Origin of the sequence: Maribacter dokdonensis DSW-8, assembly GCF_001447995.1 — a bacterium.
Taxonomy (GTDB): domain Bacteria; phylum Bacteroidota; class Bacteroidia; order Flavobacteriales; family Flavobacteriaceae; genus Maribacter; species Maribacter dokdonensis.
The window spans coordinates 100,311-119,960 of sequence record NZ_LDPE01000004.1 but is presented as its reverse complement, the minus strand read 5'-3'; the positions used below and the strand labels follow the sequence as shown (position 1 = coordinate 119,960).

General features: G+C 38.0%; 13 protein-coding genes. 8 read left to right on the top strand and 5 right to left on the bottom strand.

Features of this window, described 5'->3' with window-relative positions; genetic code table 11:
• Positions 1-185 precede the first annotated feature (185 nt).
• Positions 186-1,745, bottom strand: a complete 1,560-nt coding sequence (locus I600_RS15325) for a sulfatase family protein (RefSeq protein WP_058105433.1) — start codon at positions 1,743-1,745, stop codon at positions 186-188.
• Positions 1,746-1,752: 7 nt separating this feature from the next.
• Positions 1,753-3,183 (bottom strand): sulfatase-like hydrolase/transferase, encoded by a 1,431-nt coding sequence (locus tag I600_RS15320; protein WP_058105432.1) that lies wholly within the window; start codon positions 3,181-3,183, stop codon positions 1,753-1,755.
• A gap of 245 nt (positions 3,184-3,428) precedes the next feature.
• Between I600_RS15320 and I600_RS15315 the strand changes: the two genes are divergently transcribed.
• The 8 genes from I600_RS15315 to I600_RS15280 all read left to right on the top strand — a co-directional run bounded on the left by I600_RS15315 (position 3,429) and on the right by I600_RS15280 (position 12,619).
• Positions 3,429-4,985, top strand: a complete 1,557-nt coding sequence (locus I600_RS15315; RefSeq protein WP_058105518.1) for an alpha-L-fucosidase — start codon at positions 3,429-3,431, stop codon at positions 4,983-4,985.
• Between the two features lie 95 nt (positions 4,986-5,080).
• Positions 5,081-6,088 carry a zinc-binding alcohol dehydrogenase family protein gene (locus I600_RS15310; RefSeq protein ID WP_058105431.1) on the top strand — a complete coding sequence of 336 codons (1,008 nt, stop codon included), beginning with the start codon at positions 5,081-5,083 and terminating at the stop codon, positions 6,086-6,088.
• A 62-nt stretch (positions 6,089-6,150) separates the two neighbouring features.
• Positions 6,151-7,803, top strand: coding sequence for a UxaA family hydrolase (locus I600_RS15305; protein ID WP_058105430.1), 1,653 nt, complete (start codon positions 6,151-6,153; stop codon positions 7,801-7,803).
• 8 nt (positions 7,804-7,811) lie between these two features.
• A complete protein-coding gene (locus I600_RS15300) occupies positions 7,812-9,263 on the top strand; it encodes a tagaturonate reductase (RefSeq protein ID WP_058105429.1) in 1,452 nt (483 codons plus the stop codon).
• A 22-nt stretch (positions 9,264-9,285) separates the two neighbouring features.
• Entirely contained in the window at positions 9,286-10,113 is an 828-nt protein-coding gene (locus I600_RS15295; RefSeq protein ID WP_058105428.1) for an amidohydrolase family protein, read from the top strand.
• A 2-nt stretch (positions 10,114-10,115) separates the two neighbouring features.
• Positions 10,116-10,910, top strand: coding sequence for an SDR family oxidoreductase (locus tag I600_RS15290; protein WP_058105427.1), 795 nt, complete (start codon positions 10,116-10,118; stop codon positions 10,908-10,910).
• A 23-nt stretch (positions 10,911-10,933) separates the two neighbouring features.
• Positions 10,934-12,256: an L-fucose:H+ symporter permease gene (fucP, locus tag I600_RS15285; protein ID WP_058105426.1), complete on the top strand. Its 1,323-nt coding sequence runs from the start codon at positions 10,934-10,936 to the stop codon at positions 12,254-12,256.
• Positions 12,257-12,268: 12 nt separating this feature from the next.
• Complete coding sequence (locus tag I600_RS15280) at positions 12,269-12,619, top strand: L-rhamnose mutarotase (RefSeq protein WP_058105425.1); 351 nt, start codon at positions 12,269-12,271, stop codon at positions 12,617-12,619.
• 119 nt (positions 12,620-12,738) lie between these two features.
• On the opposite strand, the gene I600_RS15275 is transcribed toward I600_RS15280, so the two are convergent.
• The 3 genes from I600_RS15275 to I600_RS15265 all read right to left on the bottom strand — a co-directional run bounded on the left by I600_RS15275 (position 12,739) and on the right by I600_RS15265 (position 19,194).
• Positions 12,739-14,418, bottom strand: a complete 1,680-nt coding sequence (locus tag I600_RS15275) for a sulfatase family protein (RefSeq protein ID WP_058105424.1) — start codon at positions 14,416-14,418, stop codon at positions 12,739-12,741.
• A 108-nt stretch (positions 14,419-14,526) separates the two neighbouring features.
• Entirely contained in the window at positions 14,527-16,086 is a 1,560-nt protein-coding gene (locus tag I600_RS15270) for a RagB/SusD family nutrient uptake outer membrane protein (RefSeq protein ID WP_058105423.1), read from the bottom strand.
• 18 nt (positions 16,087-16,104) lie between these two features.
• Positions 16,105-19,194, bottom strand: a complete 3,090-nt coding sequence (locus I600_RS15265; RefSeq protein ID WP_058105422.1) for a SusC/RagA family TonB-linked outer membrane protein — start codon at positions 19,192-19,194, stop codon at positions 16,105-16,107.
• Positions 19,195-19,650 lie beyond the last annotated feature (456 nt).

Genomic DNA, 19,650 nt, shown 5'->3' with positions numbered 1-19,650 from the left:
GCGTTCTAAAACTCTACACCAATAAAACTAAGGGTTAACTTTTTCTAGCCAAAACTTTTAAAACATGTGTTGCATGGTTTAGAACATTTGTTCTTGCAATAGAAACTTACAACTGAAACGACTTCTGCTTAAACGAAAAAGCACCCTCTCGGGTGCTTCTAACAAAATAAAACTAACAATTACCATTAATGTAATTCCAACTCAGGTACCGATGCATTATCGTTCCCTCTAATACGTTCATATACTGATTTTAGTTCTTTTAATTTTTCAGGATTCTCTGCCGCTACATTTGTTTGTTGACCTAGATCATTTTTAAGATCATACAATTGGTGAGATTCATAATTACCCAATTCTATATTCACTTGGGTATTTACGGCTGCGCCCGAATATGGCGGAATAAATGCCCAATCGCCTTTTCTAAGAGCGGTTCTACCACCGGCCTCAATAATCAGCTGATCTCTGCCTTTTTCTGATTTCCCCAGAAATGTGCTGAGTAAATTTTGGCTATCGGGTAACTTAGACTCGGCTCCTGCTAGTTCGGCAAGAGATGCATATAAATCTATTTGGCAAACAAGTGCATCAGATGTTTTGGGTGTTATCTTTCCTTTCCAATAGACCGAAAATGGGACTCTGGTACCTGCTTCAAAAAGGCTATATTTTCCTCCTCTCAATCCACCTGCCGGAGTATGTTCTCCCAACTTTTCAACGGCATTGTCATAATAACCGTCATTTAGCACAGGACCATTATCACTCGTAAACACAATTAACGTGTTCTCCAAGATTCCTTGTGTTTCCAGTTCTTTTAAAAATTCGCCGATTACCCAATCTGCCTCAACGATTACATCGCCCCTTGGTCCCATACCCGATGCACCTACAAATCTAGGATGTGGCGTTCTTGGCACATGTGGTTGTTGTAAGGCATAATACAAGAAAAACGGAGCGTCTTTATGACTAGCTACGTATGCCTTAGCTTTTTCCAAAAAATGGTCTGCCATATCAATATCGTTCCACTTGGCGGCTTCTCCACCTTTCATATAGCCAATTCTAGGTACACCGTTAACTATACTTTGGTTGTGGCCATGGTGCCATTTCATGGTGGTCAACTCAGGATTATCCTTACCAGTTGGTTCACCTTCAAAGTTTTTCTCATAACTAACTTCTATAGGGTCGTTAGGGTCTAAATTATCAACCTTGCCGTTATCTATATAAACTGTTGGCACCCTGTCTTGTGTGGCAGCTAATATGTACGAATAGTCAAAACCTAATTGATTGGGACCGGGAGTAATTTCTTGGTTCCAGTCTACATTACCGTTACCCAGTCCTAAATGCCACTTACCTACGATACCTGTTTGGTATCCCTTCTTCTTTAGCATTTTAGGAATTGTGGGTTGATCGGTATCTATTATCAATGGTGCCGTCCCTGGCAATATCGCCGCATTTACACGCCATGGATATTCACCTGTAAGCAATGCGTACCTACTAGGCGTACAAGTTGCAGAACTGGCATAACCGGAAGTAAACTTTACCCCCTCATTGACCAACCTGTCCATATTCGGTGTTTTTAATTCGGTTGCGCCATAAGCCCCAACATCGCCATAGCCCAAATCATCCAAATAAATGATGACAATATTCGGTTGTTCGTTTTTTGATGGTTGTTCTTCTTTTTTTTCTTTCTGCTCACCACAGCTTGTTGCAATAAAGATGGCGATTATACACCCTATTTGTTTTAAAAAACCACTTTTCATACTACTATTATTTGATAGTTTCCTTGTATTCGTTTGACATTTTGTGAAACCCAATTTCTTCCCCAGCCAACATTCTTTGATAATCTTTTGGTCTCTCTTTTTTAACCCATTCTAAAACATCTACAGACTCGGCGTGTACAGGGTCATAACTATCACTGATCGGTTTAAAGGCTTTATTATAATCTAAGGTTTGCTGTCTCATTTTTTGTACTACGGCAGCATATTCAGCATCCAAAACCAAATTATTCAGTTCAAATGGATCCTTTTCTAAATCATACAGCTCTTCTGCCGGTTTTAATCCGAAGAAAAGTAATTCATTTTTATTCAATTTACCCTGTTCTTTTAAGCTTCGCATTACGTGTACGGCAGGCCTATAAAATTCTAAATATGCTTGATGGGCATCCCAAGGAATCTCTGGTTTAAAATTTCTGATGTACTTGAACTTGTTGGTGGTTATGGCTTTGCTTTTTTCCGGAATTTCATCCCACAAATCACGAGATGCAAATACCTCGGTTCGGTCAAAATCCTCATCTAAAAATGATTTTCCGGTCATAAAATCAGGAATTTTAACCTGTGCCAAATCTAAAATGGTTGCCGTTATATCTGTTGAACTTACTATTCGGTCATCTATTTGGCCCTTGTCTATTCCTTTGGGCCATTTCACCAATAACGGAATTCTTAAGCCAGAATCGTGTAAATATCCCTTCCCTCTAATATTGCACCTACCATTATCACCTATGAAAATTACTACTGTATTCTCTGCAAGTCCTTTTTGTTCCAGTTCTTTAAAAAGCATTCCAATTTCAGCATCCATATATTCCATCTGATCTAAATATTTGGCCCAATCTAACCTAATTACGGGATCATCCGCCAAATATGGTGGCAGCTCCACATCATTGGGGTTTACAGGATGTTTGGATTTTGCACGGATTTCATCCCACCAATCGCCCCTGTGGGTTACGTTCAATGTTATCTGCGAAAAAAATGGTGCATCTTTTGGCAGAAACTCATCGTACTTATCATAAATACCAAAATTTGATTCACCGTCCCAAGTACCTATAGCTGTATGTTTAAAATTCACATCGATCTTTCTTCCTTTTCCACGCACATCTTTATGTCCCAAAATAGTGGTGTAACCCGCATCCCTTAATAATTGCGTAAAGGGAACAAATGGTTTTGGCAATACTACCTCTCTATTACTACGGTGATTGTGGGTATTGCTTTTTTGTTGATGTGTACCCAAAATCATGGCTGATCTACTTGGTGAACAAATAGGGTTGGTCACAAAACAATTATTAAAGCGAATGCCATCTGCCGCCATTTGATCTAAGTTGGGTGTCTTAACCGCTTTGGTACCATAACACGCCAAATCTAAACTAATATCTTCTGCCATTATCCAAATAATGTTTGGCAATTTTTTACTGTTTTTCTGACTCATTAAAAACTGTACAGTGCACAAAAGCAAGCAAAAGAATCTAATTTTTAACCGCATTATAAATTGATTTTTATTTAAAGTTTGTTATCATTAATTGAACATATTCCAAAGAAATACATATAAAACCTAATAAAAAACAAGGATAACCATTTGTTGTAATCATTAAAACATCTGTTATGAATTCCATAAAACAAAAAACGGAATTTAGCAGCTCTTACTTAGATACACATCTAATAAACGATCACTACATGAACAAGAACAAGTACTTTGTATACCCTTTACTATTGTTAGCATTAGTTATAGGCTGTAAATCACAAACCGAAAAAAAGGAAAAAGAAACCGTTGAGTCAACGAAAATTTATGAGCCTAATTGGGAATCTATAAAAGAAAACTACAAAGACCCGGAATGGTTCAATGATCAAAAATTCGGCATTTTTATTCACTGGGGTGCCTATGCCGTGCCAGCGTATAGTTCTGAATGGTACCCTAGAAGAATGTATATGGATTCTGCCACCTTTTCGGCACAATTAAAACATCAACAACTTGGTCCAAATGAAGTGTACCTATATCATAAAAAGAAGTATGGCGATCAAAAGGAATTTGGGTACAAAGATTTTATACCCCAGTTTAAAGGTGAAAAGTTCAACGCTGCAGAATGGATAGATATATTTAAAAAATCTGGCGCCAAATATGTCATTCCTGTTGCAGACCACCATGATGGTTTTGCCATGTACAAGTCCAATACCACGAGATGGAATTCAGTAGACATGGGCCCTAAAAAGGATATTCTGGGCGAATTATTTAAAGAAGGCCGCAAAGAAGGCCTTATTATGGGCGCTTCTTCCCACTATGCGTTCAACTGGTCTTTCTATAATAAAAAGGACCATTTTGACACTACAGATCCTGAATTTGCGGATTTATATTCTGCAAAAGGTAAAGATCTGAACGAACCTGTTTCTGAAGAGTTCAAGAAATTATGGTGGAATAGAACGGTTGATTTAATTGACAATTACCAACCAGATATTCTATGGTTCGATTTCTATTTAGATATACCAGATTTTAAGGAATACAGACCTAAGCTTGCTGCTTACTACTACAATAAGGGTATAGAATGGGGCAAGGAAGTAGTCATAAACGATAAAAATTTTGATCATGAGGCTTTTCCTGAAGGAACTGTTATCTACGATCTAGAAAGAGGAAAATTGCCAGGTATTAGAAAATTGCCTTGGCAGACCGACACTTCCATAGGTAAAAACTCATGGGGCTATGTTACCAATTGGGAATCTAAAAACACCAATGAACTAGTTGACGATTTAGTCGATATCGTTTCTAAAAATGGAAATCTACTTTTAAACATAGGTCCTAAAGCAGATGGCACTATTCCAGAAGATCAACAAAAAATACTTTTTGAAATTGGCGATTGGTTAGAAATAAATGGTGATGCCATTTACAACACCGAATATTGGACCGTTTTTGGTGAAGGACCTACCGAGGTTAAAAAAGGGCATCATTCTGAAGGTGAAAACAAAGGGTTTACGGCTCAAGATATTAGATTCACTAAAAAAGACAATAAGCTTTATGCCATTCTATTGGCCTGGCCAGAAAACAATTCCGTAACCATTGAAACCTTGGCTTTAGGAAACACCAACGCAGAGGGTCTAGATATTAAATCTATTACGTTATTGGGATCAGATAATGAAATTGCATATAAGCAAACCAATAACGGTCTTGAAATAGCAAACCTTGGAGAAAAGAAAGGTGATCACGCCTTTTGCCTAGAAATTACCCTTGCAGATAAAATTTAGTCTTAAAATAATTGTTTGTGTTAGTTTTAATTAAATGATGCACCCCTAACGGGGTGCGTTTTTAAACGACCACTTGCATTTGAACATTTACGATAATGAAATATATAACTTGCGAAGAACCCGGCACGTTTACCCTAAAAGATAAAGAAGCACCTGTAGCTAAACCTAATGAAGCTACTCTAAAAATTAAAAGAGTTGGTATATGTGGTACAGATCTGCATGCCTATGCGGGCAATCAAGCTTTTTTTAACTATCCACGTATTTTAGGTCATGAACTTGCTGCTGAAATTATTGCTATAGAACCTAATTCAAAAGGGCTCAAACAAGGTGATAAGGTAGTAGTCATGCCTTATATAAGTTGTAATGCTTGTGTGGCTTGCAAGGCTGGAAAAACAAACTGCTGTACCAACATTAAGGTTTTAGGCGTTCATACCGATGGTGGTATGCAAGAAATTATCAACGTACCTATTGCACTACTGCTTCCTGCCAATAATCTAAGTTTAGAGCAAATGGCAATAGTGGAGCCATTGGCCATTGGCGCGCATGCTTTACGTAGGGCACAGATCGTAAAAGGAGAAACCGTTGCGGTTATAGGTTGTGGTCCAATAGGCATAGGAATTATGAAATTAGCACAATTGCAAGGCGCCAAAGTAATTGCCATTGATGTTAATCAACAAAGGTTAAACTATGCCAAAGAAAAAATTGGAGTAGACTATATTGTAAAAGCAGATGATGATGCAATAGCAAAGGTCAATGAAATTACCAATAATGATTTGGCTACAGCAGTTTTTGATGCCTCAGGAAATAAATATGCCTTAGAAACCGGTCCTAATTATATGGCACATGGTGGGCGATATATATTAGTAGGATTATCTAAGGGAGAGTTAACTTTTAATCACCCTGCAATACATGCAAAGGAGTCTACCATTATGTGTAGCAGAAACGCAACCTTGGCAGATTTTGAATATATAATCCATGTTATTGATCAATTCCCCATCACTTCTTTTGTTACACATACCGTACCTTACACAGAAATGATTGCCAATTTTGATGCTTGGTTAAAACCTGAGACCGGTGTCATCAAAGCAATGGTCACTTTCTAAACCTGATATGAAATAGAAGGCAACTAATTGGTACTATTTCACAAACGCTTGTAAACGAATTTATGGATAACAGATTTTTACATATTCACCCAAAAGATAATATACTCGTTGCCTTACAGGATATACCTGAAGGCACGGATATTCATCATGATAATATTACCATTCGTATTCCTAAAAAAGTAAAGGCAAAACACAAGTTTGCCCTATCGCCTATTAAAAAAGATGCCTTAGTATATATGTACGGTTCTATTGTAGGCAAAGCGGTTGTGCCTATTAAAAAAGGAGAGGCTATTACCACTGAAAATTTAGTACATGCAGCATCTACCTATCAAATAGAAAACCAACAATGGAACTTCACCCCACCAAATATTGATACTTTTAAGGACAGAACTTTCATGGGCTATCACAGAAAAGATGGTAGCGTAGGTACCGCTAATTACTGGCTAGTTATCCCTTTAGTATTCTGTGAAAATAGAAATGTTGAAGTATTGAAGACAGCGCTTTTAAAACCGTTAGGATATAAAACATCAGCAGCAGACATCATCTCTACAGAGACGCTCATAAAGCAGTATAAGAATCAAGCTACTAGTGAAGAATTATTAAAAAGCAATATTCTAAAACCTGAAATTCCGAATACGGACGAGCAGGTTTTCCCCAATGTAGACGGTATTAAATTTTTAACACATGATGGCGGTTGCGGCGGCATTAGACAAGATAGCAATACGCTTTGTAATTTACTGGCCGGCTATATTACCAACCCCAATGTAGCAGGTGCTACCGTATTAAGTCTTGGTTGCCAAAACGCTCAGATTCCTATACTAGAAGATGCCATTAATAAAAGGGATGCAAAGTTTTCTAAACCACTTGTTATACTAGAACAACAACAAAGTAAAAGTGAACAACATTTTATTGAAGATGCAGTTAAACAAACCTTTTTAGGCTTAATAGAGGCCAATAAAATCAAACGTGCTCCGGCACCACTGAACAAACTGACCCTAGGGCTGGAATGTGGTGGATCTGACGGGTTTTCAGGTATCTCCGCCAACCCCGCACTAGGCCATGTTTCAGATATGTTGGTGGCACTTGGCGCATCTACGGTTCTTGCTGAATTTCCTGAGCTCAATGGTGTTGAACAGGAACTTCTGAATAGATGTGAGTCTAAAGAAAACGCAAAAAAATTTGCGACACTAATGCAAACCTATGCCAAACGTGCCGAGGAACTGGGTTCAGGTTTTGAAAACAACCCTTCACCCGGTAATATAAAAGACGGACTGATTACAGACGCAATGAAGTCCGCCGGAGCGGCAAAAAAAGGCGGTACTTCCACCATTACCGATGTGCTTGATTATACCGAACCGGTCAAGAAAAAAGGCTTGAATTTACTCTGTACTCCTGGTAACGATGTAGAAAGTACGACGGGACTTGCAGGTTCTGGCTGCACTATTATTTGCTTTACTACAGGGTTAGGAACCCCTACCGGCAACCCTATTGCCCCAACCATTAAAATAGCAAGTAACACGCAACTCAGCGAGCGTATGGCTGATATCATTGACTTTAACACTGGTGGCATTATAGAGGCTACGGCAACTATTGAAAGTAAAGGTGAAGAGCTTCTAGAATACATCATTGCCGTGGCAAGCGGAGAAAAAATACCTAACGCAGTACGTTTGGGACAAGACGATTTTATTCCTTGGAAAAGAGGAATATCACTATAACAATACATATGGAAATTTTAAACAGTAATGCCATAACCGATCGTAAATCATTACCCATAAAAGTAATGCAATTTGGAGGTGGTAATTTTCTAAGGGCATTTGTAGATATTAGTATTCAAAAAATAAACAACGCCACGACCTTCAATGCCGGTGTTGCCATAATTAAACCCACTGCACGTGGTGACTATCAAGAGCTAAAATCACAAGATGGGTTGTTCTCCGTGCAATTAGAAGGATATGAGAACAATACTTTTGTACAAGATTTAACTGTTGTTGATTGCATTCAAAAAGTTATCAATCCTTATTCTGAATGGCAAAAATATATTGACCTTTCTAAGACTCCTGAATTGCGGTTAATTATATCGAACACTACGGAAGCGGGTATCGTTTTTAATTCTGATGATGCCTTTGACCATACACCACCCAAAGAGTTTCCGGCAAAACTTACCGTTTGGCTATTTCATAGGTTTACACACTTTGATGGCGCTTTGGATAAAGGATGCATTCTCTTACCTGTTGAACTTATTGATAAAAATGGGGAAGCATTAAAACAATGTATTTTACAATACGTAGATCACTGGTCTTTGAGCGATGCATTTAAAAACTGGATTTCTGAAGCATGCATATTTTACAATACCTTAGTAGACCGTATTGTATCTGGTTATCCTAAGGATAAAATTGAAGAGATAGAAGCCAAGCTTGGCTTTAAAGACCAACTTGCCGTTGCCGGTGAACTGTACCAAAGTTGGTTATTAGAAGGACCTGATGACATTTTAAATGAATTTCCTTTCAATAAAACCGATTTAAATATTGAATTGGTTTCAGACTTGGAATCCTATAGAAATTTAAAAGTGCGCATTTTAAACGGTGCCCATACATCAATGGTTCCAGTTGCATACCTATTAGGTGAACGCTTGGTTAAAGACGCCATGAAGAATACCCAAGTCGCTAATTTTATTCATCAAGTATTGATGAGCGAAGTGTTGGAGACTTTAGATTTTCCACAAGAATACAAAGAGCAATTTGCTAATGACGTCGTTAACAGATTTAAAAACCCGGCTCTTGAACATCAGCTGATCAGTATTGCATTGAACAGCACCTCAAAATTTGTAACTCGTTTATTACCTAGCTTAAAAGATTATTTGAAAATAAAAGGAAGTCTTCCCGCAAATATCACATTTGCATTGAGTTCTCTAATTCGATTTTATGAAGGAAGTTTCAACAATGACAAAATTGATTTAAACGATACTACTTCGGTACTTGAATATTTCTCTAACACCTGGGAACAATTTAGAGAAAACGACATTGACTTAAATACATTGACTACCAGATTATTGGGCAATTCTGATATTTGGCAAGAGGACCTAAACCAAATAACCGGTTTAACGAACATGGTTTATAACGACCTCAGTAATATTGAAAAATACGGATTTGAAGAAGCTTTTACAATGATAAACTAAGATAACTATTGATCAATTGACTATGACCATAGACGCACATCAACATTTTTGGCAGTATGAGCCCGTAAAGCATTCATGGATCGATGATGATATGAGAGTAATTAGAAGAGATTTCATGCCTAATGATCTCATTGGTGAATTAAAAGCCAATGCCATTGACGGCTGTGTTGCGGTACAAGCTGATCAAACGTTAGCGGAAACTGAATTTTTAATTGATCTAGCCGCAAAAAACAATTTCATAAAAGGTGTTGTGGGCTGGGTAGATTTACGTGCTTCTACCATTAAAAGCGATTTAGAAAAGTTAAGCAACCATACTATATTAAAGGGATTTAGACATGTGGTACAGGGAGAACCTGATCATAATTTTCTATTAAGAAAGCCATTTTTGAACGGTATAAAAGAACTTGAACCGTTTGGATATACTTATGACATTCTAATTTTTCCGCATCAGCTTGGGGCAACTTTAGAGTTTGTAAAGCAATTTCCAAATCAAAAATTTGTGATTGATCATATAGCTAAACCCTACATAAAAGACGGTTTTTATGACGGTTGGGCTACCATGATGAGAGAAATAGCATTACTGGAAAATGTTTACTGTAAACTATCGGGTATGATTACAGAGGCCGACTACAAAAAATGGAAGCCTGATGATCTCTCAAAATATCTAGACCTTGTCCTGTCCTCTTTTGGTTCAAAAAGATGCCTTTTTGGTTCTGACTGGCCTGTTTGCCTGGTAGCGGGAAATTATAGCCAGGTTAAAAACTTAGTCACAGATTTCATTTCTGGTCTAAACGATAACGAACAACATAATATTATGGGAAACAATGCAGTTGAATTTTACAATTTATAAGTATGGATTTAAGACTAAAAGATAAAGTAGTAGTAATAACGGGTGCAGCCGGTCTACGAGGAAGCATTGGGCAAACCATTGTAGAAGAATTAGCTAAGGAAGGCGCTATTCCTGTTATTGTTTGTAGAAATGATCGCGGATTTGAGTATGAAAAAGAGCTACGTGATAAAGGTATAAACAGCATATTTGTAAAGACAGATTTAACCGATGTTGTACAAATAGAACAAGCGGCGAAAACCATTGGTGATAAATATGGAAAAATTGATGCCTTAATCAATAATGTTGGCGTTAACGACACGGTTGGTCTGGAAGATAGCATAGAGAAGTTTATGCGCTCTTTACAACTTAATCTGGTCAGTTTTTTTGCCATGACCAAGTTTTGCCTACCCTACTTAAAAAAGGCGAAAGGCAATATTTTAAACGTAGGTTCCAAAGTTGCACTTACGGGACAGGGCGGTACTTCTGGCTATGCGGCATCCAAAGGTGGTGTTCTTGGCTTAACCCGTGAATGGGCGGTAGATTTAATTCCGTTCGGGATTCGTAGTAATGCTTTGATCATTGCTGAAAGTTGGACACCAGCCTATGAAAACTGGATCAACAGTTTAGATAATGGCGATGAAAAATTACAATCTATTGTAAAGAACATTCCGTTTGAAAACAGAATGACTTCTCCCTTAGAAATTTCCGATGCCGTATTATTCGCTATATCAGAAAGAGCATCACACACCACGGGCCAATTTATAACCGTTGATGGTGGCTATGTGCATCTAGACCGATCTTTATTATCCGAAAAATAATTCTACAAAACCGACCAATCCTTATGAACACATCTGAAAAAATACCTGTTGTTGCCAAATCAGTATTGGTGCCATTTATATTGATTACTTCGCTGTTTGCTTTGTGGGGCTTGGCAAATGATATGACAAACCCCATGGTACGCGGTTTTCAAAAAGTACTGGAATTATCCAACAAGCAAGCATCTTTGGTACAGTTAGCATTTTATGGTGGATATTTTACCATGGCTATTCCGGCTGCTTTATTCGTAAATAAATACTCTTATAAAAAAGGGGTTTTATTAGGCTTGGCATTATATGCCATAGGCGCATTGCTATTTTATCCGGCAGCTGCCTATGAAAGCTACCCTTTCTTTTTATCGGCATTGTATGTACTAACTTTTGGGTTAGCGTTTTTAGAAACTACATCTAACCCGTACATTCTTTCTATGGGTGCAGAAGAAACGGCCACCAGACGTTTGAATTTTGCCCAAATGTTCAACCCAATGGGTTCTATTTTAGGACTATTGGTTGCTCAAAACTTTGTATTGGGCGCATTACAATCTGATGACACAACAGCAGATGGTGTTCCTATTTTTGACACATTGAACGAAAGTGCCAAAGCCGTTATTAGAACATCTGACCTGGAAATTATTAGAAATCCATATGTACTCTTAGGACTTGTAGTTTTAATCTTTTTTGTATTGATCAGCGTGGTTAAGATGCCACAAAACAAACATCAAGAGGCGAAGGTGGTATTTAAGGATTCTATAAAACGATTATGGAAACAACCAAAGTTTGCTTTTGGTGTGGTCACCCAGGCTTTTTATGTAGGTGCCCAGATTATGTGTTGGACCTATGTGTACCAATACGCCGAAACACTTGCCATTGATGCAAAATCCGCTGTTTGGTACGGTTTAGCCGGCTACATTGTTTTTCTAGTAGGTAGAACCATAGGTACTGCCCTCATGGCTAAAATAGACTCTGGAAAATTATTAATGCTTTTTGGATTAGGTGGAATGCTAACCCTGCTGGGCGCAATTTTTTTACCGGGTATGTTAGGTATATATTCATTAGTGGCAACCTCATTGTTCATGTCAATTATGTTCCCCACCATTTACGGTATTGCTTTAGAAGGCCAAGGTGAAGATGCCAAATTTGGAGCTGCATTTTTGGTCATGGCTATTGTTGGAGGAGCACTACTCCCCTTTTTACAGGGTTATATGCTAGATTTAGGTGGTGTTGGATATGAGGACATTACTATTTTTGGAGTTACAGAAATGAGATTTTCATTTGTGCTATCACTTATTTGTCTTGGTGTAGTTGCCTTTTACGGAAGAACAGTTTATAAAAAATATCATACCAACTAATTAATCCATTTTATGAGTTTCAATAAACGTCTTTGTTTTGCTTGCGATTTAAAAGATAACCCAGAATTAATTGCAGAGTACAAAAAGTACCATGCAGAAGGCAATGCATGGCCAGAAATTACAAAGAGCATTAAAGATGCCGGTATCATAGATATGCAAATCTACCTTACAGGTAATAGAATGTTCATGATTATGGAAGTCGATGCTTCTTTTGATCCCGATAAGAAGTCTAAAATGGATGCGGAAAACCCAAAGGTTCAAGAATGGGAAGAACTGATGTGGGGTTTTCAACAAGAACTTCCATGGGCAAAGAAAGGTGAAAAGTGGATAGCTTTAGAACAAATATTTCAACTAGAAAAATAATAAACGCTACGTAAAACCATTTTAAAAACTATCAATCAATTTACTAGCAGTCTGTCATAGCTTTAACAAAAAAGCCAACTTTAACAAGTTGGCTTTTCCTATTTATAGAACTATGGTTATCAATCATTCCAATGGGCATCAATTACCTTTTGTATATGTGGGTAATTTTTATCGGTTTCATTTAATTCTTCCCTAACCTTTATCAACTCTTCTTTTAATTCAGCAATAACCTCTGTATAGTTTTGGTCATTATAAGTATTGTTCATTTCCTTTGGGTCGTTCTTTAAATCATAGAACTCCCACGCTACCGGTGTTTTATTGCTAAAATCATTACCCCAGCTAGCTTTATTATATTCAGCGTTGGGGTCGTCCGTATCTACCCAATACCTGCCGTAAAAAAATATCAACTTATAATCTTTAGTCCTAAGCCCAAAATGTGCCGGATTCTGGTGTCTGTGTGCCAAATGCATCCAATACCGATAATAAGTAGATTGCGGCCAATCTGCCGGTTCTTCCCCTGTTTCTAAAATAGTTTTAAAACTTCTCCCTTGCATGTAATCTGGCGCAGACCCACCTGCCATTTCAATAAGAGTAGGAGCAAAATCAGTATTATTTACCATAGCATTTGAGCGCGAACCAGCTTTAATTTTTTCAGGATAACGAACAAAGAATGGCATACGCATAGATTCATCGTACATCCATCTTTTGTCTATATAATCATGTTCGCCCAACATAAAACCTTGATCACCGGTGTACACAATAATTGTATTCTCTAACAGATTATTTTCCTCCAAATAATGAATCAGTCTTTTTACATTATCATCTACACCCTTTACGCAACGCAAATAGCGCTTTAAGTAATCTTGATACACCTTTGAGGTGATTTCTTTTTCCTCTGGTGTCAACTGCCATTTTTTATGCTCATCTATCCCAATAGTATTTTGATCTCTATATTGTTTATAAATAGAGCTATCTGTATAAATATTCATGGCCTGATTACGAATTAAATTACGTCTAGAGACCGATGAACCAATAATGCGCGTTAAGGAATCGTTTAATCCCCTAGTTGCTACCGAACCGTTGTTCTTATTATCATATAAACTCTCTGGTTCCGGAATAAAGGTATCTGCCAGATAATCATTGTAACGTGGGGCATTTTCAAAATCGTCATGTGGTGCTTTGTAATGGTGCATTAAAAAGAAAGGTTTGGACTTATCTCTTCCTTTATCTAACCATTCAATAGTATTGTCCGTAATAACGTCTGTAGAATGCCCTTCTGTCTGTACTACATTGTTTGGCCATTCCTGCTCTCCACGAACTCTAAAATCAGGATTAAAATATTTGCCTTGTACCGGTAGCACCTTGTAATAGTCAAATTCCGCAGGTTCATCATGCAAATGCCACTTACCTATAATTGCCGTTTGGTAACCTAATTTTTTCATCTCTTTTGGCAGGTATTGCTTCGCTGGTGGCAAGGCACCTTCCAAATCTAGCACACCGTTGGTCTGTGCTCTTTGTCCTGATATAATGGCCGCCCTACTTGGTACGCAAATAGAATTGTTTACAAACACATTTTCCATCAACATGCCCTCATTTGCCAATTTATCCAATGTTGGCGTTGGGTTCAATGATGCCAACCTGCTACCATAAACGCCCAAACCTTGGGTAGTATGGTCATCTGCCATAATGAAAATGATATTTGGCTGTTTTTTTTCTTCTATAGCATCTGTCGATTTTTCGTTACAAGCCAAAGATGAAAGCACCAATGCAAACATTAAAATTTTAAAGACTTTTTTCATTCTGATATGTATTGAGCTTTTATTTTTTAATGATAAATATATAATATACGGGAAGTTTAAGGTTAATAATAGAAATGGCGACCCTTGGCCGCCATTTCTAAACTCTCTTTAATACCCCGGATTTTGTTTAAAATTTGGGTTACCGTCAATCTCATTTTGTGGGATTGCAATATACTCTCTACCAGCTTTATAGGCACTAGTACCAGCACTTTCCGATTTTAACTCAGGATTATTTACGATTCGTTCAACAACTCTGTCCCAGCGTAAAAGGTCAAAATATCGAGTACGTTCAAGAGACAATTCTTTTACCCTTTCATCTTCAATATCTTGCATGGCAATACTTGCATGCGGGGGCATATCAGCCCTTTCCCTAACTTGGTTTATGGCATCTAACGCGGCTTGAGAAGAACCGTTGAGCATAAACTCTGCCTCTGCGAACATGAGTAGAATATCTGCATATCTTAGAATTCTAACATTGTTTCCCGATCCGTACCAGCCTAGCTGCTGAGATTCTGTAAAACCGTTATATTCCCAATCCAAATATTTATTGGCAAAAATATCGGTACCATCTTCAGATAAGGCTTCGGCGTAGGTTTTATTACCATAAGTTCTTGATTTTAAATACCTACCTCTATATTCTGTTGAATCATTTGAGTTAAAAAACAAGGTCGCGAAAGCCCTAGGATCCATTTCTCCGTTGACCGTAGTTTCATCATTGTACAAATCTAAAACCCATTCGTTGATTCGCATTCCATCTTGATTGGTAAAACCTTTAGGAGCCAAATCGGGTTGGAAAGCAGCTCCTTTCCCAACTCCCGGAGCATCAGCGCCCCACCCGGAATTTCCATCAGAAATCAACTGAATTTCGAATAAGGATTCCACATTATTCTCATAAGCCTCAGTAAAATTATGCGTATAATCCTCTGCCAATTGGTAGCGTCCATCCATAACCTTTTCAAATTCTGCCTTTGCCTCGGCGTATTTCTCTTGATACAAGAAAACTTTTCCCAACATTCCTGTTGCCGCACCACTGGTTACCCTTCCAACATCGTCAGCTGACCAAGAATCTGGCAATAACGCTTGCGCATTCTTCAAATCAGATTCAATTAAGGTCCAAACTTCTGCAGGATCTGCCTGCTCTATAAGATTCGGTTGCTCAATTTCAGAAATTGGCGTTGTAATCAATGGAACATTTAACCAGTTATTGACCAAATTGAAATAGTTGAATGCCCTGATAAAATAGGCTTCACCTAAAATATTGTCTTTGTAATCGGCATCCATTTCTATGTTAGGAACATTGAACAACACCTCGTTTGCCCTAGTAACGCATTGGTACATAGAACTCCACACCCAAAATGTGGCATTACTTTCTGATGTACCACTGAAATAACCTACAGCGGTACGTTCTGAAGTATTGAACCCGTTTACGACATCATCTCTATAATCTGATGTGAAAATCTCAAATCTAGTATAGTACCAAATATTGGTAAATGGACTATATGCACCGATGATTCCCTTTTCTGCATCCTCCTCGGTATTCCAAAATGAATTTGGGGTAATTACATTCGGGTTGGTCTGATCAAGAATGTCATCACTACAGCTAATCGTGTAGAACAACATCCCGATAAAGACGATCAATACCCTTTTTGATATTTTTATTGTGTACATAGCTTAACTTTTTTTTGTTTAAAATGATACTTGTAATCCTAGTCTAAACTCCCTTGGTGTTGGATATGTACCTTCGTCTACCCCTGAATTGAAAATACTGTTGTTTCCTGTAGCTCCCCTACTGTTTCTTCCTACCTCTGGATAATAACCAGTATAATTGGTAATGGTAAACAGATTAGTTGCCGATACATACAATCTCATTTTTTTGATTTTCATTTTTTCAAGTAGTGCATCGCTGAACGAATAACCCAACTGGGCATTGCGAAGCCTGAAATAATCACCAGGCTCTAGGTAAAAAGTAGACATCCTTCTATTGAACCCTAAATCTGCTCTGGTATTCTTAGGTATATTAGTAGAAGTATTAGTTGGTGACCAAGCATTTAAGGCGTCTGCAAAATAGTTACCTTCCAAGTCAAAATAGCCTCTATACTTTGTTCCGTTTAGAATTTCATTGCCCGCAACACCGTTGAAAAAGAGGTTAAGGTCAAACTTTTTGTATTCAGCCGTTAGGTTAAATCCATATTCAAGGTCTGGCGTAGGGTTTCCTATATAGGTACGATCATCATCGTCTATATCACCATCGCCATCTAAATCTTTAAACTTAAAATCTCCGGCACTTGGATTACCAACTTGATCGTTGGCAGCAGCAGCCTCGGCATCCGTTTGGTAGATTCCGTCCACGATATACCCATAAAAAGAAGATATAGGTTGACCAACGTCGGTTCTGGTACTGTTAATTGTATTGGATGTAAACGACCCTTGAATGATCGGGGAAGCATCGCCCAATGCGGTTACCTCATTATTAAGCAATGAGAAATTGGCAGAAACCCCTAATACAAAATCATCGGACAACTGCTCTTTATAGTCGGCTAAAAATTCAAAACCCTTATTCTCTACACTGGCTGTATTAAAGGGAACCTCATTACCAAACCCGGTGTATAAGGGTAGTCTAAGACCCACCAATACATCTTCAGATTTTTTAATAAAATAGTCCATTGTAAACCTCAACCTATTGTCCAAAATACCCAGTTCGGCACCAATATCAGTGGTCTTTGTGGTTTCCCAGGTAATGTTTTGATTTACCCCTTGTGTGATGGAATAACCCGTAACCCTGGTCTGCGCTTCACCCAAAATGTACTCGCTAAATAAGTTCAATGATGGATCGATCGCGTAGGCAGAAACATTGTTTGAACCTATTTCTCCATAACTGACCCGTAACTTTAAATCGGAGATCAAGGAATTGTCTTCCATAAATTTCTCGTTGCTTACGTTCCAGCCCAAGGCCATAGAAGGAAAAGTTCCCCATCGCAAATCATCAGTAAACAAAGAGGACCCATCTCTACGAACCGTGGCCGTAAGAAGGTAACGGTCATCGAACACATAGTTTAACCTACCAAAATATGATTGAATGGTGGAAGTGATATCCTCAGAAGGTACATTCTGGATTTCCAAAGCAGCGGACGCCACCCTAATATCATTGGAAGGAAAGCCCCTGGCAATTACCCCTAAAGACCTTGAATTGGTCTCCTGCTCGGTGTACCCACCAAGTAGATTGATAGAATGATTTCCAAATACTTTTTGGTAGTTCAAGGTATTTTCCAATAACCATGATTGGTACGTTATGTTGGTTTCATTCAATTCAGCCATACCACTTGACACCCCTGTTGCTAAAAAAACGGGATGGTTTGGGGTAAAGGTGTAATTATTGTTGTTGTAGTATTCCAGACCTAAATTCAACTTGTAAGTAAGACCATCGATAATCTCATAAGAAGGAGACAAGTTTCCTAAAAAAGTATTTCTGGTAACCGTACGATCTTCCAAAGCGGCCATCCCTAACTCATTATAGATTGACGATTGGCCATAGAACGAACCAGGAGAAGCATCAATTCCTCTTTCCTCCAAATCCGATGAGCTCCAGTCACCATTGGAATCCTTCAATCTTATAGTGGGCAAAATATTTCGCTCTTTGTTAAAATAAGGGTTCGGATTGTTTACGGTTCGTGTTAGTCCTAAGGTTGTTTCTAATTTAAACTTGTTTTTGGTAAAACTTCCATTAGCCCTTGCCGTATATCTTTTAAAATCGGAATATTTAACAATACCATCTTGGTCAAAATAGTTCATCGAAAAGCTGAACAGCGTATTCTCCCCACCGCCTGCCAATCTTATATTGGTATTTTGAACGGCTGCGGACCTCAGCGATTCCTTATACAGGTCACTTGAATATGAGGGGTCAAATTCAGTATCGTTAGCAGGCTTTCTTGCTGAACCGTCATTGTCGTCTGACCTATTTGATATTTCGGCATATTGACTTGCATCGGCCCAATCAAGAGTATTGATTACACTTTGAAATCCATAACTTGTATCAAAATCTACGGAAAGTCCGCCTCGTTTACCTTTTTTAGTTGTGATGATTACAACACCGTTAGCGGCCCTTGAACCGTAAATGGCACTTGCAGAAGCATCTTTAAGAACCGATATCGATTCAATATCCGATGGGTTAAGCGACTCCATCCCTCCGGTCAACATACCGTCGATTACATATAACGGTCCTGCATCTGACATCGTACCCGTACCTCTAATGGCTATAACTGCACTTGCCCCAGGGGAACCACCTTGAGTTTGAACACTGACCCCCGCCATACGACCCTGTAATGCCTGAGAGGCATCGCTATAGGTGTATTTATCAATATCTTTGGATGCCACTTGCGAAACAGCTCCTGTAAGATCACTTTTCTTTTGTGTTCCGTATCCAATTACAACCACCTCATCCAATTGACTTGCATCCTCCTCCAGCACTACATCAATAATGGATTGCCCAGAAATAGCGACCTCCTTAGATTTAAAACCAATGTAACTAAAAACTAAAATTCCATCACTTACATTCCCAATAGAATAGTTACCATCAAAGTCGGTTTGTGTACCATTTGTAGTACCCTTTTCCAAAACCGATGCTCCAGCAAGTGGCATACCCGAACCATCGATTACTGTTCCCGAAACTGTTCCATCTTGAGCCAGGACATATTGGTTACTCGACATTAAAAGACCAATGACCATTAAAATCAATGGCACCCAGCTGTCGAATAATTTCATTGCTTTTGTTAATCCCATAATTTTGTATTCTTTATTATTTTATATCATCAAATGTATTCCCAAGTGCTTAAGGATAATGCAACAATTGTTTTTATCAATGAAACAAATGATTAAACAACTCGTTTTAAGACTGATATGCAGTAACCTTTTGAAACCTTTCTTACGTTAAGTGGAATTACGATCTATTTGAGGTTATAAAAATGATAATTCAACGGGACCAATTAAAAAAAGGTAGGGCAATTGTATTTTAATTGACCACTATCTAATACTTACTTTTCAAATTGTTTTGTAGCACTTAATTCTCTAATAAATCATTATATAACAATATTACCATTCATCATTAAATACGTCTTCTTTGCAAGACCAATCGTTTTCTGAATATCTTTCAATGTGAGTCTGAAAGCATGTCAACCATACACTCTAAAAACAGGTTATTAGACATTTCTAAATATTGAGTAGCTGTTTACTTTACTT

What these genes read in the sequence shown, in the direction of transcription:
- fucP (WP_058105426.1), top strand. Translation starts at nt 10,934, where the DNA reads ATGAACACATCTGAAAAAATACCTGTTGTTGCCAAATCAGTATTGGTG.
- I600_RS15315 (WP_058105518.1), top strand. Translation starts at nt 3,429, where the DNA reads ATGAACAAGAACAAGTACTTTGTATACCCTTTACTATTGTTAGCATTA.
- I600_RS15320 (WP_058105432.1), bottom strand. Translation starts at nt 3,183, where the DNA reads ATGAGTCAGAAAAACAGTAAAAAATTGCCAAACATTATTTGGATAATG.
- I600_RS15265 (WP_058105422.1), bottom strand. Translation starts at nt 19,194, where the DNA reads ATGGGATTAACAAAAGCAATGAAATTATTCGACAGCTGGGTGCCATTG.
- I600_RS15305 (WP_058105430.1), top strand. Translation starts at nt 6,151, where the DNA reads ATGGATAACAGATTTTTACATATTCACCCAAAAGATAATATACTCGTT.
- I600_RS15300 (WP_058105429.1), top strand. Translation starts at nt 7,812, where the DNA reads ATGGAAATTTTAAACAGTAATGCCATAACCGATCGTAAATCATTACCC.
- I600_RS15295 (WP_058105428.1), top strand. Translation starts at nt 9,286, where the DNA reads ATGACCATAGACGCACATCAACATTTTTGGCAGTATGAGCCCGTAAAG.
- I600_RS15280 (WP_058105425.1), top strand. Translation starts at nt 12,269, where the DNA reads ATGAGTTTCAATAAACGTCTTTGTTTTGCTTGCGATTTAAAAGATAAC.
- I600_RS15270 (WP_058105423.1), bottom strand. Translation starts at nt 16,086, where the DNA reads ATGTACACAATAAAAATATCAAAAAGGGTATTGATCGTCTTTATCGGG.
- I600_RS15310 (WP_058105431.1), top strand. Translation starts at nt 5,081, where the DNA reads ATGAAATATATAACTTGCGAAGAACCCGGCACGTTTACCCTAAAAGAT.
- I600_RS15290 (WP_058105427.1), top strand. Translation starts at nt 10,116, where the DNA reads ATGGATTTAAGACTAAAAGATAAAGTAGTAGTAATAACGGGTGCAGCC.
- I600_RS15275 (WP_058105424.1), bottom strand. Translation starts at nt 14,418, where the DNA reads ATGAAAAAAGTCTTTAAAATTTTAATGTTTGCATTGGTGCTTTCATCT.
- I600_RS15325 (WP_058105433.1), bottom strand. Translation starts at nt 1,745, where the DNA reads ATGAAAAGTGGTTTTTTAAAACAAATAGGGTGTATAATCGCCATCTTT.